13 protein-coding genes are annotated in these 15,021 nt (G+C 55.3%); 9 read left to right on the forward strand and 4 right to left on the reverse strand.

Translation table 11 applies throughout. The features are described 5' to 3' along the window. Window positions 1-163 precede the first annotated feature (163 nt). Window positions 164-739, forward strand: coding sequence for a DUF4256 domain-containing protein (locus IPM28_08700; GenBank protein ID MBK9173074.1), 576 nt, complete (start codon window positions 164-166; stop codon window positions 737-739). Window positions 740-742: 3 nt separating this feature from the next. Further along, window positions 743-1,177 carry a DUF1801 domain-containing protein gene (locus IPM28_08705; protein ID MBK9173075.1) on the forward strand — a complete coding sequence of 145 codons (435 nt, stop codon included), beginning with the start codon at window positions 743-745 and terminating at the stop codon, window positions 1,175-1,177. A 53-nt stretch (window positions 1,178-1,230) separates the two neighbouring features. On the opposite strand, the gene katG is transcribed toward IPM28_08705, so the two are convergent. Both katG and IPM28_08715 read right to left on the reverse strand, forming a co-directional pair. Then, window positions 1,231-3,447, reverse strand: coding sequence for a catalase/peroxidase HPI (katG, locus tag IPM28_08710; GenBank protein MBK9173076.1), 2,217 nt, complete (start codon window positions 3,445-3,447; stop codon window positions 1,231-1,233). 44 nt (window positions 3,448-3,491) lie between these two features. After that, on the reverse strand, window positions 3,492-3,893 hold the full coding sequence (locus IPM28_08715) for a transcriptional repressor (protein ID MBK9173077.1): 402 nt from the start codon (window positions 3,891-3,893) through the stop codon (window positions 3,492-3,494). 118 nt (window positions 3,894-4,011) lie between these two features. On the opposite strand from IPM28_08715, the gene IPM28_08720 reads away from it, so the two are divergent. Both IPM28_08720 and IPM28_08725 read left to right on the forward strand, forming a co-directional pair. Then, a complete protein-coding gene (locus IPM28_08720; protein MBK9173078.1) occupies window positions 4,012-4,500 on the forward strand; it encodes a ferritin-like domain-containing protein in 489 nt (162 codons plus the stop codon). Window positions 4,501-4,580: 80 nt separating this feature from the next. Beyond that, window positions 4,581-4,952 (forward strand): VOC family protein, encoded by a 372-nt coding sequence (locus IPM28_08725; protein ID MBK9173079.1) that lies wholly within the window; start codon window positions 4,581-4,583, stop codon window positions 4,950-4,952. Between the two features lies 1 nt (window position 4,953). On the opposite strand, the gene IPM28_08730 is transcribed toward IPM28_08725, so the two are convergent. Then, window positions 4,954-6,165, reverse strand: a complete 1,212-nt coding sequence (locus IPM28_08730; GenBank protein ID MBK9173080.1) for a GDP-mannose 4,6-dehydratase — start codon at window positions 6,163-6,165, stop codon at window positions 4,954-4,956. 822 nt (window positions 6,166-6,987) lie between these two features. Here IPM28_08730 and IPM28_08735 point away from each other — a divergent pair. The 5 genes from IPM28_08735 (at window position 6,988) to IPM28_08755 (ending at window position 13,708) form a co-directional block, all read left to right on the forward strand. Continuing rightward, on the forward strand, window positions 6,988-7,503 hold the full coding sequence (locus IPM28_08735; GenBank protein MBK9173081.1) for a 6,7-dimethyl-8-ribityllumazine synthase: 516 nt from the start codon (window positions 6,988-6,990) through the stop codon (window positions 7,501-7,503). After that, entirely contained in the window at window positions 7,493-7,987 is a 495-nt protein-coding gene (nusB, locus tag IPM28_08740) for a transcription antitermination factor NusB (protein MBK9173082.1), read from the forward strand. The genes IPM28_08735 and nusB overlap by 11 nt, the downstream gene beginning before the upstream one ends. Then, window positions 7,971-8,612 (forward strand): hypothetical protein, encoded by a 642-nt coding sequence (locus IPM28_08745; protein ID MBK9173083.1) that lies wholly within the window; start codon window positions 7,971-7,973, stop codon window positions 8,610-8,612. The genes nusB and IPM28_08745 overlap by 17 nt, the downstream gene beginning before the upstream one ends. Window positions 8,613-8,725: 113 nt before the next feature. Then, window positions 8,726-12,478, forward strand: coding sequence for a multifunctional oxoglutarate decarboxylase/oxoglutarate dehydrogenase thiamine pyrophosphate-binding subunit/dihydrolipoyllysine-residue succinyltransferase subunit (locus IPM28_08750; protein ID MBK9173084.1), 3,753 nt, complete (start codon window positions 8,726-8,728; stop codon window positions 12,476-12,478). A 78-nt stretch (window positions 12,479-12,556) separates the two neighbouring features. Further along, window positions 12,557-13,708 (forward strand): CapA family protein, encoded by a 1,152-nt coding sequence (locus IPM28_08755; protein ID MBK9173085.1) that lies wholly within the window; start codon window positions 12,557-12,559, stop codon window positions 13,706-13,708. Window positions 13,709-14,169: 461 nt separating this feature from the next. Here the strand turns inward: IPM28_08755 and IPM28_08760 are convergent, their stop codons facing one another. Further along, window positions 14,170-15,012, reverse strand: a complete 843-nt coding sequence (locus IPM28_08760; GenBank protein MBK9173086.1) for a hypothetical protein — start codon at window positions 15,010-15,012, stop codon at window positions 14,170-14,172. Window positions 15,013-15,021 lie beyond the last annotated feature (9 nt).

The following is a 15,021-nucleotide window of genomic DNA, read 5'->3' on the forward strand; positions in this document are numbered from 1 at the left end:
AAGCAATACCGGCGCGGATGTCACACGCCGGATCGAAAGGATCGTAGCACGGGCGAACGAGGAAAATCTCGATCGGTTCACAGCCGAGGTGTTGCCTTTCGACTTCATTAGCCGATAGTATATTGAGCCACTCAGGACTCTTTCATTTTGAGCGGTAAGAACTATGGGCACCTCCAAAACCAAAACACAAACAATATCGGCGGCGCATCGTGCGGAACTCGTCGCCACGCTGAAAGAGCGTTTTGAAAACAATTCTACCCGCCACAATGGTATTAAGTGGGTCGACGTGGAAGCAAAGCTGCAAGCCAACCCCGAAAAGCTGTGGTCGCTGAGCGAAATGGAACGCACCGGCGGCGAGCCCGACGTTGTCGGGTTCGATAAGAGGTCCGGCGAGTTCATTTTTTTTGATTGCTCACCTGAGACTCCAAAAGTACGCCGGAGCCTCTGTTACGATCGCGCCGCGTGGGAATCGAGAAAGGAGCACAAACCCGCGAGCAGCGCTCTCGAAGTTGCGGCCTCGATGGGCATCAAGATCCTTAACGAAGATGAGTACAGGTCTTTGCAAAAGCTCGGGCGATTCGACACCAAAACATCCAGCTGGATCGAAACACCAGCCGATATCCGCGAACTCGGCGGTGCCATCTTCGGCGATTGGCGTTACGGCCATGTCTTCATCTACCACAACGGCGCCGAATCATATTACGCCGCCCGAGCCTTTCGCGGCTCGTTGAGGGTTTGAGATATGCCTGAAAAGAAATCAAAACTAGTTGAGATCAAGACGAAGCAAAACACTGCGAGCGTTGAGGATTTTCTGAACGCGATCGACGGCGAACAAAAGCGTAGCGACAGTTTTGTGATCTTGGAGATGATGAAAAAAGCAAGTCGTGAAGAGCCGAAGATGTGGGGCGGTTCGATGATCGGCTTTGGCCTTAAGCGGTACAAAAGCCCGGCGACGGGCCGCGAGGTCGATTGGTTCCTGATCGGATTTTCACCGCGGAAGGCAAATCTGTCGTTGCATTTGACGATGGATATTCAGAAGCAGGCGGACGCCCTCGCAAAGCTCGGAAAACACAAAACAGGCGTCGGCTGCCTCTACATCAACAAACTCGCAGACGTAGACATAAAGGTCCTCGAGGAATTGATAAAGACCTCATTGAAATCAGGGTCCGCAAGCTAAAAAACGACGGCCCGCTGCCGGACCGCCGTCTTCCATTCATCGATCGAAAGATCTTATGCCAGATCGAACCGGTCAAGGTTCATTACCTTGTCCCACGCCGCGACGAAATCCTTGACGAATTTTTCTCCGCCGTCGGCACATGCATAAACCTCAGCAAGAGCCCGTAGCTCCGAGTTAGAACCAAAGATAAGGTCAACTCGGGTTCCGGTCCATTTGACGCTGCCCGTCGCACGGTCAACGCCGTTGAAGACCTGGCCGTCGCCGTTTGCCGATTCCCACTTGGTCTTCATGTCGAGCAGGTTGGTGAAGAAATCGTTCGTCAGCGTCCCCGGCCGATCGGTGAAAACGCCATGCTTCGAACCGTCGTAGTTTGCTCCCAGAACGCGCATTCCGCCGACAAGGACCGTCATTTCCGGAGCCGTTAGTGTCAGAAGATTTGCCTTATCGACCAGCAATTCCTCAGCGGGCGTCTTGTGATGGCCTTTTTTGTAATTGCGGAAACCGTCAGCCTGCGGTTCGAGAAACTTGAACGAATCCACTTCGGTCTGTTCCTGGGTCGCGTCGCCGCGGCCCGGCGTGAACGGAACCGAAATGTCGTAGCCCGCATCTTTTGCCGCCTTCTCGATCGCAGCACAGCCGCCAAGCACGATCAGATCGGCGATCGAGACCGTTTTGCCGCCTGCGTTGAACTCAGCCTGGATGCCCTCGTAGGTCGAAAGCACACCCGCGAGCTGTCCGGGATTATTGACCTCCCAGTAGCGCTGCGGCGTCAAGCGAATGCGAGCGCCGTTCGCACCGCCGCGATTGTCAGAACCGCGGAATGTCGATGCCGATGCCCACGCCGTTGTGACCAACTGCGAGACCGAAAGCCCCGAAGCAAGGATCTTTACCTTGAGTGCGGCGATGTCCGATGCATCGATCCGCGTGCCGGCCGGGACCGGATCCTGCCAGATAAGGTCCTCTTGCGGAACAAGCGGACCGAGATATCGGGCTTTCGGGCCCATATCGCGATGCGTCAGTTTGAACCAGGCACGAGCGAATGCATCGGCAAATTCTTCTGGATTCTCCATGAAATGCCGCGAGATCTTCTCATATGCCGGGTCCATACGCATCGCCATGTCGGCGGTGGTCATCATCGGCAGATGCTTTTTGTTCGGATCGGCCGCGTCTGGGACATTCGGTTCCGCTCCAACCGGCCGCCACTGGTTTGCACCCGCGGGGCTCTTGGTCAGTTCCCATTCGTTGCCGAACAATGTCTCAAAATAGCTGTTGTCCCATTGGATCGGCGTCGGCGTCCATGCACCTTCGATACCGCTGGTGATCGTATCGGCACCTTTTCCGGAAGCATACGTGCTGAGCCATCCAAAGCCCTGAGCTTCGATCGGGGCGCCTTCCGGCTCGGGTCCGACGTGTGCCGCGTCGCCTGCACCGTGGGCCTTGCCGAACGTGTGGCCGCCGGCGGTCAAGGCAACGGTCTCATAATCATTCATCGCCATCCGGGCGAACGTTTCGCGGATGTCCCGAGCCGACCCAAGCGGATCAGGATTGCCGTTCGGCCCCTCGGGATTGACATAGATCAAGCCCATCTGCACGGCCGCAAGCGGATTTTCGAGTTCGCGATCGCCCGTGTAACGCTTGTCAGCAAGCCATTCGCCTTCTGATCCCCAATAAACGTCTTCCTGCGGCTGCCATACGTCTTCACGTCCGCCGCCGAAACCGAATGTCTTAAAGCCCATCGATTCGAGAGCGGCATTGCCCGCAAGAACGAAAAGGTCCGCCCACGAGAGCTTTCGGCCGTATTTTTGCTTGATCGGCCAAAGCAAACGCCTGGCCTTGTCCAGGTTTCCGTTGTCAGGCCAGCTGTTGGTAGGCGCAAACCGCTGTTCACCGTTACCGGCACCGCCGCGGCCGTCCGCAACGCGGTATGTTCCGGCCGCGTGCCAGGACATACGGATAAAGAACGGCCCGTAATGACCGTAGTCAGCCGGCCACCAGTCCTGCGAGTCGGTCATCAACGCTTTGAGGTCATCCATGACCGCATTCAGGTCAAGCGTTTTGAATTCTTCTGCGTAGTTAAAGTCTTCGCCCATCGGGTCGGCAAGCGAAGAGTTTTGCCTGAGCATCTTCAGATCCAATGCATTCGGCCACCAATCACGATTCGATCTCTTGGTGCTCGTCGTAAAACCGATCGCACCGCCCGTGAACGGACATCGGCTCGATTCGTTTATTTCCAAGGCTTCGCCACTATTTTGTTCTTCGGTGTTTCCCATTGTGATCCCTCTATCTTCTCCTTAGTTTCTGATTTTGTAGATTTCTATTCCGAGCAGGCAGGGCACAGCCCGTGAAGCGTCAATTCGATCGACCCGGCAGCGAACTGAGAAAGCTCCGCGGCTTTTTTGACAAGGCTGTTTGGAATTTTCAGGTTCAGATCGACGAGCTCGCCGCATTTGTCACAGATCGCATGATCATGCCGCGTGAGCGTCCGGTCATAACGGGTTGCGTCGTTGCCGAACCGAACTTCGCCTATCAGCCCTTCGCTCTTCAGGTAGTGGAGCGAATTGTACACGGTCGCGAACGAAATGCCCGGCAATCTACGCCGAGCATCTTCAAATACCTCATTCGCGGTCAGATGCTTTTCCGACTCGCGGATCACCTGAAGCACCGCCTGACGCTGCTTGGTCAAACCTAAGCTCTCGATTTCGTTTATTGGGTGCATTCTAATACTCGATTTCAATTTAGAATAATTCCAATTCTAATCAATGTCAAACGGCAGTTCGGTCCCTGCAACTGAACTTTCTCGCATTACGCGGTGATTCGGTTACAATCAAATCAAATTGAGAACAGCCCGCGAAAATCTGATCCGCATTCTGCAGAACGCTTATTCCGGCGAGGTCGCAGCGGCATATGCCTATCGTGGGCATTGGAGGTCTCTGAAAGAGTCGCCGGAACGCGTTCGCATCATGCAGATAGAAGAAGAGGAATGGGACCATCGCCGGCGGGTCGGCCAGTTGCTCGAAAAGCTCGGTGCGAAACCAAGACCGATCCGTGAAAAAGTGTTTTGGACCATCGGCCGAAGCCTCGGCGTGACCTGTCACGTCTCCGGCTGGTTCATGCCGATGTATTTCGCTGGGCGACTGGAGAGCAAGAACTCCATCGAATACGAAGATGCCGCGGCCTTTGCAAAAGAACTCGGCATGGACGACTGCGTCGCCGAGCTTCTGGACATGGCTCGCGTCGAACTAGAACACGAAGAATACTTCCGCTCCGTCGTCACCGGCCACCGCCTCTTGCCCGCGATGAAACGAGTTTTTGGCTGGAGTTAAGCTGAACGTTTCTACCCCGATCTGCGTATCAGTATTGTTGGAATACAAAATTCGCACAGGATAGGCCGAGGAAGGAGAATATGAGCAGAAACGCGGTTGGTTGGTTTGAGATCTACGTTGACAATATAGAGCGGGCGAAGAAGTTTTACGAAGCGGTTTTCGCGGTTACGCTTGATCGCCTGGAGAGCCCCGAAGTCGAAATGTGGTCGTTCCCGATGAACGACGAAGCCCCGGGTTCGTCCGGTGCTCTGGTTTATATGCCTGGCTTTAAGGCCGGCGGCAACAGCACGTTGGTCTATTTCAATTGTGACGATTGTGCCGTCGAAGAGTCTCGCGTCGAGCAGAACGGAGGCAAAATATTCAAGACAAAGTTCTCGATCGGCGAATATGGTTTTGTCTCGCTTGCAAACGATACTGAAGGCAACATTTTCGGCCTTCATTCAATGCGCTAGATCAGGTGATCGACGAGCGAAACCATTCGACGAACTTGGGAATTCCGTCTTCGATCTTTGTGGTCGGACGATAGTCGAGCAATTGCCGAGCCTTAGATATATCGGCAAATGTGATCGGCACGTCGCCGGGCTGCATCGGCTGACGGTCGATGACCGCTTTCTTGCCGAGAGCGTCCTCGATCAATTCGATCAGTCGCGATAGCTCGGTCGTTTCAGATTCGCCCAGATTGAATACCTCGTGCATCGACCCGTCGTAGTCCATTGCGGCCCTGACGCCCTGAATGATGTCGTCGATGTAGGTATAGTCGCGCCGCGTTGTGCCGTCGCCAAATACCTGGATCGGTCTGCCCTCCGCTATCAGCCTGCAGAATTTGTGGATAGCAAGATCAGGCCGCTGCCGCGCTCCGTAGACGGTGAAGAATCTGAGACCGACCGTTCTTATCCCGTATAGATGCGAATACGTGTGACACATCAATTCGCCCGCTGCCTTGGTCGCAGCATAAGGCGAGATGGGACGCTGCACGTTGTCCGATTCTGCGAACGGCATCTTGCAGTTGACCCCGTACACGCTCGACGACGAACCGAAAACAAATTGCCGAATTTGATGTTCGCGGGCAAGTTCGAGCAGGTTGAGCGTACCCGTCACGTTCGTCTCATAGTAAAGCCTCGGTTCAGCAAGCGACGGTCGGACGCCTGCCCTGGCTGCCAGATGAACCACACATTCGAACTCGCCCGCAGCGAAGACGTCCGCCATTGCACCGAAATCACGGATGTCAGCTTCGACGAACTCGACCTCGCCGATCTCGCGGATCTGCGACAGGTTTTTCTGCTTGATCGCGGGTGAGTAGAAGGTGTTGAGGTCGTCAACTATCGTAAGCCGCCAACCGCCTTCGCGGAGCAGATTTTCAGCCAGATGCGAGCCGATGAATCCGGCTCCGCCAGTTAAAAGGATCTTTTTTGCCACTTGATTCAAGAAGGACCGTGAACGACAAAGCCATCGCTCGGAGTTTCGAAAAAAGTAACACGAACGCCGATTTCCAGGCAATCGGGCTAATTCAAAAACCGCTGTTTGGCATGAAAGCGATGTAGTATCTCTTCGAGGAAGCCCTCGTACGTGAATGTCTGAAGGTCGTAATCGGGTTTGAGTTTGTACATTATCGGCAAAGCGACACGCCAGGCCATCCAGGCACGCTGTCGCTCGGTCAGATCCCATCGCCGCCGCAAGAGATTTTCGACCACTTCGATCTCTTCGCTCGACAACAATGCGACATTTGCACTGAAGTTTGTTCGCGGCTGAACACGCCTGAATGCGGCGTCGGCGATCGGGTTCGAGAATGTCTCGGCGAACGTCGGGGCTTCGTCGGTCCGTTCGCGGATGACCACGGTCCCGGCAAATATATCGCCCACCCGCTGGTCGCGATTACTTAGAAAAATGACTATTAGCCCGACCGAATAGATCGGAACAACGAATCCTGGCACGGCGTCAAAGACCCTGAGCAGGTTGCGGGCTACGGCTTCCCAGAGCGTCACCGGGCGCCCGTCCTCGCGGATCACCCGCAGCTTCAAAAGCCGCTTTCCGGGCGTTTGGCCATTCCATAACCACTCGAAAAGAACAAAATATCCGGTGAACAGCAAGAAAACGACGATGATCAATATCGCGATCACCCATTTCGGAGCATCGGCAAAAAGGCTTTCGGCCGTGTCGCCGGTCGGCCCGAAAAGCGATATTCCGCTTGCGGTGAGCGCGATCCAAATTACCGCGATGATCGCGGCATACTGAAGCAAATGATCGATCGCGGCGGCAAGGAACCTGTTGCCGATCGAGGCAAGCGAGAATGCCAGCGGGACACGCTCAGGTGTTTCGATGATCAGCGTTTCTTCTGTTTCGATTATCGCCTGCTGCATTAAAATGGGCCTAACCCGATATTATTCAGGCAGGCCGGGCATTTTGCAAAGCACCTTTTTTGCTTGTCATTTAGATTTAACGTTCTCTATACTTGGGTTTGGCATTTTTGTTTTTTGAGGTCACAAGATAGTGCAACCAAAAGTTCATCGCGGCAGGCTTAATGCAGAAGGATTTCGATTCGCCATCGTGGCAAGCCGTTGGAACGATTTTCTGACATCCAAACTGATCGACGGTGCAGTTGATGCACTCGAAAGCCACGGTGCTGCCGAAAGCGACGTCGAGATATTCAAAGTACCCGGATCGTTCGAATTGCCATTGACGTCGCTCAAGCTTGCCGAAAGCGGCAGGTTTGATGCCGTGATCGCGATCGGCGTCGTCATTCGCGGCGAGACGCCGCATTTCGAATACGTCGCCGGCGAGGCCGCAAAAGGCATCGGGCAGGCCGGAATGCAGACCGGCATACCGGTGATGTTCGGCGTCGTGACGGCCGATACGCTCGATCAGGCGATCAACCGTTCTGGCGTGAAGGCCGGCAATAAGGGTTATGAGGCTGCCATTTCCGCGGTCGAGGTCGTAAATCTTTATCGCGAAATGAGCAGCGATCGAGCTTCGGGAAACGATAAGGTTTTGCAGCATGTCGTTTGAAAAATCAACCAAGAGTTCGGGTACCCGACGAAAAGCACGCGAATGCGCCCTCCAGATGCTTTTCGCGGCCGACGTCGTGAAACACGTCCAGGAGTTTACGCCCGAGATATATTGGTCAGAACTGGGTGAGACCGATTTCGACGAACGATCTCGGGCATTCGCCGACAATCTTGTCATTGGCACACTCAAGAACATTGCGGCGATAGATGACCGCATCCGGACCCGGGCCGAACACTGGCGGATCGAGAGAATGGCCATTGTTGACCGCAATGTGCTCCGTCTCGCGGTCTACGAGTTCCTTTACGAAACCACGCCTCACACCGTCGTCATAAACGAAGCACTGGAGATCGCCCGTCGATTCTCCACGTTCGAAGCAACCCAGTTCATCAACGGCATTTTGGACGCAATAAAACTGGACCTCGAGGCCTCGGCCAAAGAGTCGGCGCCCGACGAGGTGATTAGCTCACATGCTTCGACGTCTTGAAGGCTTTTGGGCTCCGTACATTCATCCTGAGATCATTTCGAACGCCCGAGCCGCCCGATCGACCGCGATAGCGTTCATCGCGATCGCTGCGGTCTTTGGTGTCGCGCCGCTTGCTGCTCAGACGCTGCCGAGTTCGATCCGCGGTTACAAGGTCCATCGAAAGCCGATCATGGTCAGCTCGACATCGTCTGACCGATCGAGATCGGGCGAGGAACAAGCGGTCGTCACGATCGGGGACCCAAAACTCGTGGATGTCGGCCTGACCGGCATAAATTTAGAACTCAACGCCGAGATCCGGGCGCTTGAACAATCGGGCACGGTCGAATTTCTCACTTTTCACGACTTTCGCGTCAACGAAATTCCGGTCGAGATCGACGAATACACAGCGAGCTTCAAATTCCGGAAAAATGAAGCGATCGTATTACCCGAACCGGCGACGATCTTTCTTCCGACCGGACGTTTGATCGAGGCCGCGTACAGAGAATTGCGCGATTCGAAAGAACGATGGACGGTTCGCGGCAGGGTCTTCGTTTTTGGCAAGTTTCGCCGATTCGGCTTTCACCATAAACGCGTCGTTCCGATCGACATCGACATCGAGATCGCAAATCCGCTAAGAAGCAGTTGACCCTTGAAAGAGGCCCCGACCTTGATGCCCTTAAAATTTAGCTTTTCTGCCCGATTGCGATAAGATATTGGTTTACACCATCTGATCAGATCAAGAGGTTGAGAATAAATAACGTGCGCGAATCGAACACATACATTTCGGAATTGATCACTGAGAATTTCGGTGCTAATGCAAGTTACGTCGAAGGGCTTTTGTCACGCTATCGTGCCGACCGAACGACGGTCGACGAATCGTGGCAGGCATATTTTGACGAGCTTTTGTCAAACACCGGAACAAAGCCCGAGCCAGTTGCTGCGGCCGTCCCTCCAACAGAAACAGGGTCCGCCGAGCCTCAAAAGCAGAAGGCTGTTGCCGGATCGGCCGCGATACCGGCGGGTTCCGAATCAAAACCGCTCGTCGGCCCGGCGAAAAAGATCGTCGAGAACATGGAGCAGAGCCTCACCGTGCCGACGGCCACGAGCCTGCGGACGATACCGGTCAAGGTGCTCGAAGAGAACCGGCGGATCATCAACGAACACCTCCATGCCGTCGGACGCGGCAAGGTCTCGTTCACGCATCTGATCGCCTGGGCGATCGTTTCCTCGGCCCGGGCCTATCCGGCGATGAACAACGGCTTTGGCGTCGTGAACAACGCTCCGGCCCGGATCGAAAATCCGCACATCAATCTCGGTATCGCGATAGACATCGAAAAAAAGGACGGCTCGCGAAATCTTCTCGTCCCGAATATCAAGGGCTGCGAGGCGATGAATTTCGCTCAGTTCTTCTCCGCCTACAATGAAACGGTCCGAAAAGCTCGCGACGGCAAGCTCGAGATATCCGATTTTCAAGGAACGACCATCTCGCTTACCAATCCAGGCACGATAGGCACGGTCGCATCGAATCCGCGCCTTATGTCCGGCCAGAGCACCATCATAGCCACTGGTGCGATCGAGTATCCGGCGGAATATCAGGCTATGACCGGAGCCGCGCTTTCGCAGCTCGGCATCAGCAAGATCATCACGTTGACGAGCACTTACGACCACCGCGTGATCCAGGGAGCCGAAAGCGGCCTGTTTCTTGCAAAGATCAGTGAGCTGCTCGTCGGGCAGCACCGGTTCTATGATGAGATCTTTGCCGACCTCGAGATCAATATTCCGCCGCTGCGATGGGCCGAAGATTATAACCCGTCCCTGCTCGGCGGCGACCGATTTACCGAGCAGGCCGAAAAGCAGGCGAACGTGCTGCAGCTGATCAACGCGTACCGCATCCGGGGTCACCTGCTGGCCGATATCGATCCGCTTAACATGACGTCGCACCACTCCGCCGAACTTGATCTCGAATCGTTCGGCCTGACGATCTGGGATCTTGACCGCGAATTCATCACCGGCGGGCTTCACGATGAAAAGACCGCGACGCTTCGGCGAATACTCGAGATCCTTCGCAAGGCATATTGCGGAAAGGTCGGGATCGAATATCGCCACATTCAGAGCAAGGAAGAAAAGGACTGGATCCGCCGCCAGATCCGCGAACAGTTCGTCGACACCGTTCCGCTCGATCCGGCGATCCGAAAAGAGCTTCTGCAGAAGCTGATCGAAGCCGAGCAGTTCGAACAGTTTCTTCACAAGAAATATCTTGGGCAAAAGCGTTTCTCCCTCGAGGGATGCGAAACGGTGATTCCGATGCTCGACCAGCTGGTCGAGGGCTCAGCCGCACGCGGCATCAGACAGATCTTTATGGGTATGGCCCACCGCGGCCGTCTGAACGTTCTTTCGAATATCGTCGGCGATGCGGAAAAAGGCGATATGGCCGAGCGCATTTTCACGATCTTTGAGGGCAGTTCGCACCCGAGCTTTCCGGCCGACGAGGGCGACGTCAAATATCACCAGGGCGCTGTCGGCACGCGTATCACAAAGTCGGGCAGCGAGATCAAGATCGAGCTCGCTTGTAACCCGAGCCATCTGGAATTCGTCAATCCGGTGGTCGAGGGCATGGCCCGCGGACTTCAGGACGACGTGCGAAACGGCGACCAGCGGCCCCGCGAAGAGGCTTACGACCTTGTGATGCCGGTCCTGCTCCACGGCGACGCGGCATTTGCCGGTCAGGGGATCGTGATGGAAACGCTGCAGCTGGCGAGTCTTCCGGGCTACCGAACAGGCGGGACCATCCATATCGTCATCAATAATCAGATCGGGTTCACCACCTCGCCCCAATTGGGCCGCAGCTCGATCTATTCGACCGACGCTGCGCAGATCACGCAAACGCCGATCTTTCACATCAACGGTGACGACCCCGAGGCCGCCTACCGCGTGATCCAGATCGCACTCGATTATCGCCACGCGTTTAACAAAGACGTCGTCCTCGACCTGGTCGGATTTCGCAGGCTGGGGCACAACGAGGGTGACGAACCCAGCTACACACAGCCGCTGATGTACGCCCGGGTCAAAGCACACCCCGGAACGCGCCATCTTTACGCGGAACACCTGATCCGCGAGGGTGTCATCACCGCAGAGGTGCTCAGCGAAATGACGAACGCGGTCGTCCACAAATACGAAGGCATTCTCGAACGTGCAAAACAGATCGCTTCGCAGGGTTCGAAACGAAGCGAACTGCCGCCGGTCGCCGCCGAAGACGACGGTTCAGCCGTATTCGAATCGGGGACGCCGCGTGAGATCATCTCGACCGTCGCCGAAAAGATCTCGCTCGTTCCCGACCATTTCAACATCAACCCGAAGATGGTCGGCCAGCTCGCCCGGCGGGCAAAGATGGGCAGCGGCGAAGTGCCGATGGATTGGGGTTTTGCCGAAGCGATGTCGGTAGGTTCGCTCGTCCTCGAAGGAACGCCGGTCAGGCTTTCGGGCCAGGACTCCGGACGCGGGACCTTCTCACAGCGGCACGCTTCTATGTACGATACGGTCACCGGTGAACGATGGTCGCCTTTGACCGAGCTGAAGACCGAAAGCGACCCACGCTCGCGGTTCTACGTTTTCGACAGCTCGCTGTCCGAAGCCGGTGTGCTCGGATTCGAGTATGGATATTCGGTGATCTGCCCGAATGACCTCGTGATGTGGGAAGCTCAGTTCGGCGATTTTGCCAACGGAGCGCAGGTAATAATCGACCAGTACATCGCTGCTTCCGAAGACAAGTGGAATCAGAAATGCCGTCTCGTGCTGCTGCTGCCGCACGGTTACGAGGGCCAGGGCCCGGAACATTCCTCCGGCCGGCTCGAACGATTTTTACAATTGTGCGCCGAGAATAACCTTCAGGTGTGCAACCCGACGACGCCCGCGCAGTATTTTCATCTCTTACGCCGACAAGCCAAACAAGAAATGCTCCGTCCGCTGGTCGTGATGACGCCAAAGAGCCTGCTTCGGCTGCCGGCCGCCTCGTCGACGATCGATGAATTGACGACCGGCGGATTTCGTCCGCTGATCGATGATGCGAAGATCGCCGATCGTGCAAAGGTGAAGCGGATCGTGCTCTGCTCGGGTAAGGTCTTTTACGACCTCGATGCCGGCCGCGAAGATTCGAACGATGGACGCGTTGCCATCGTCCGCGTCGAGCAATTCTATCCGTTCCCGGCCGCCGGGCTGAAAGATGTCTTTGCATCATATCCAAATGCATCGCAGGTATTTTGGACCCAGGAAGAGCCCGAGAACATGGGTGGATGGACGTTCGTCGAAAAACGGATACGCGACATCAAACCGGAGCATCTAACGCTCAGGTACGTCGGCCGCGTCGCATCGGCGTCGCCGGCAACCGGTTCGTATGCGATCCACGAGCTGGAACAGAAAGCGATCGTGGAAACATCGCTGATCGAGGATTCCGATGAGATCTCAGCGGCAAGCGAACCTGAAGTGTCCGAGAAACTTGCCCCGGCGACGGCCTAGGGTTCACACCGCTGAGATTATTTGAACTGAAGGAGTGCCCGCACCTTCGTGATAATGCGTGCCCAAGTTGTTCCCCCGATGAATAGACGACGCAATATGGTTCTGTCGTTCGGTTTGGCACTTTCGATATGCGCTTTTGCGTCCGGATGCACTGCCGGACAGATCGAGAACGTTTCGGCAACCCGGTTTGTCGAGGCTGATGTGACCCCGACCCCTCAGAAAAAAGATACGATCACGATCGCCGCCGTCGGCGATATCATGCTCGGCTCGCCCTATCCTAACGATACGAGAATGCCGCCCGAAGACGGCAAAGCGTTGCTAAAGGCCGTGACGCCCGTTATTTCGGCAGCCGACATAGCTTTCGGCAATCTTGAAGGCCCGATGGCAGACAGCGGCGAATCGGCCAAGTGCAAGCCGCCAAAACCGCCGCTTCCCGGCAAAGAACCCGAACCGATCCGCTGTTTTGCGTTTCGTATGCCGACCCGTTACGGAAAGTATTTGAAAGATGCCGGCTTTGATGTCGTCAGTCTCGCCAACAACCACTCGTTCGATTTCGGAAACGCGGGTATGACAAGTACCCGGCAGGCACTCGATGCGGTAGGTATAAAACACGCCGGAAGCGATCGACTTCAGCGTTCGACAGCTTTCCTCGACGTCAAAGGCATCAAGATCGCGTTCGTCGCGTTTGCCCACAATGCGATCGTCCCGAACGTCAATGATCTCGTCGCGGCGAAGCGATTTGTCACTGACGCGGGCAGAAACGCAGACATCGTCGTCGTTTCTTTCCACGGCGGTGCCGAAGGTACTGCATCCCAAAATGTGCCGAATCGCACCGAGCTGTATTTTGGCGAGAAACGCGGCAATCTGCCGCTCTTCGCCCGCACCGTTATCGATGCAGGAGCAGACCTCGTTCTCGGACACGGCCCGCACGTCCTTCGCGGAATGGAGATCTATAAAGGGCGGCTGATCGCTTACAGCCTCGGCAATTTCGCGACCTATGGCTGGTTCCGGCTGCAGGATGAAACTGCCCTGACGATGATCCTCGAAGTTGAACTAGGCCGCGATGGTAAATTCGCTGGCGGACGGATCCATTCGGGCCGGCAGGAAGGACGCGGAATACCGGTCCTTGACCCCTCGGGCGAGTCGATCCGTAAAGTTCGCTCGCTTTCAAACACCGACTTCCCCGCTACCGCACCAAAGATCGCCGACGACGGGACGATCTCAAACTGACGGCGGGCAGAAAGTCGCGGCCGAACTCTCACACTTCGACGGCGGTTTCCGGTTCGTTGCCGAATGGTCCATACGTTCGCTATGCTGATGACGCCGTGGCCGATGAAGAGACGGTCGATCGTCAAGTTGTTCGGATATCGGCACTATCAATTAGCAGCGAAGGCCACGAACAACTCCGCGAACAGCCTGTAACGGCCATTGCCCGCTGCCGCACGCCGACTGGAACCGATCGCCCTGAAACCTCGGGCGGCGACGCCCCGACAAACCGCTCAGTACCCAATACAAACAGCCGCCTCCGTTGGTCACCCATTGCTCATATGCCCGTCAATACTGGGCTAATCGTATTTTTTGCAGATTTTCATACTTGCAATACTGTCACTTTTGTGATACACTCTGGGTGTTTTGGGGTGGTATTTGAAAACCTACGAGACCGTTTCGGGATCAATTCGCTCGGACGCGGATCATTTTGCGGCCTTTTCGACCTGTTTCAAAATTTGGGCAATTAACCGCGATGCGTTGTTACGAGCCATTAGCGGGAGCCTTTCGTCGTTATTCAGCTCGGTAAGAAAAGGTATAAGGTGGGGTGGATCGGAGATCTCGTTGCGTTTTATAAGTCCTTCGAGGCGGCTCATTATCTGCGGTGTTTCCAGCGGTTGATTTTCGCGTGCAAGCTTGATGTCGAATATCCAGACATATTCATTTGTGATCTTTCGATATTCGTCGGCGAGCTTTCGGGCGCTTTTGTTCTCCGTCCAATTGAAAGCAGCTGTCCTTTGACGGCCGTCCTTACGACGTGTGATCTTTATATTTCCGAGGTGAGAATAGTCTTTCTCGTATTGATAATCCTCGTTCGAATCGAGAAAATTCAATTCGTCAAAGAACGTGTTCAACCGATCGATGGTTGCTTTTGAGAGGCTGACCGGATCAGATATCGCCTCATCATAATCCTTTCGGGTGAACGAGATCTTGCCCTTGCCATTTTCGTCATGGTCGACCCGGATCAGGGCAAGCGTGAAATTCGGTTGTGAGAATTCGTACGAGAACGCGGTCGGTTCGGTCCCCGTGGATCGCTTTGAGACCGCAACGCCAGGATTATTCGTTGATCCGCTCGGCCGTTCGTTGCGTTTCGGCGGTGCCGAAACCGTTTCAGGAACGGGCTCCTCTCGTTTGGTTTCGACCGGAACCGCCGCTTTTGCGACCGGACGTTTGACAGTCGACTTACGCGTTTTGGTTTGCCCGTCAATGCCGGAAGCAAAAACGGACACAAAGATAGCCGCGATCATTGTTGCAAATAATGCTTTCATCATCATTGG

Source organism: Chloracidobacterium sp., from assembly GCA_016716305.1.
Classification (GTDB): Bacteria; Acidobacteriota; Blastocatellia; order Pyrinomonadales; family Pyrinomonadaceae; genus OLB17.

What these genes read in the sequence shown, in the direction of transcription:
- IPM28_08700 (MBK9173074.1), top strand. Translation starts at nt 164, where the DNA reads ATGGGCACCTCCAAAACCAAAACACAAACAATATCGGCGGCGCATCGT.
- IPM28_08705 (MBK9173075.1), top strand. Translation starts at nt 743, where the DNA reads ATGCCTGAAAAGAAATCAAAACTAGTTGAGATCAAGACGAAGCAAAAC.
- katG (MBK9173076.1), bottom strand. Translation starts at nt 3,447, where the DNA reads ATGGGAAACACCGAAGAACAAAATAGTGGCGAAGCCTTGGAAATAAAC.
- IPM28_08715 (MBK9173077.1), bottom strand. Translation starts at nt 3,893, where the DNA reads ATGCACCCAATAAACGAAATCGAGAGCTTAGGTTTGACCAAGCAGCGT.
- IPM28_08725 (MBK9173079.1), top strand. Translation starts at nt 4,581, where the DNA reads ATGAGCAGAAACGCGGTTGGTTGGTTTGAGATCTACGTTGACAATATA.
- IPM28_08730 (MBK9173080.1), bottom strand. Translation starts at nt 6,165, where the DNA reads ATGGGATCTGACCGAGCGACAGCGTGCCTGGATGGCCTGGCGTGTCGC.
- nusB (MBK9173082.1), top strand. Translation starts at nt 7,493, where the DNA reads ATGTCGTTTGAAAAATCAACCAAGAGTTCGGGTACCCGACGAAAAGCA.
- IPM28_08745 (MBK9173083.1), top strand. Translation starts at nt 7,971, where the DNA reads ATGCTTCGACGTCTTGAAGGCTTTTGGGCTCCGTACATTCATCCTGAG.
- IPM28_08755 (MBK9173085.1), top strand. Translation starts at nt 12,557, where the DNA reads ATGAATAGACGACGCAATATGGTTCTGTCGTTCGGTTTGGCACTTTCG.
- IPM28_08760 (MBK9173086.1), bottom strand. Translation starts at nt 15,012, where the DNA reads ATGAAAGCATTATTTGCAACAATGATCGCGGCTATCTTTGTGTCCGTT.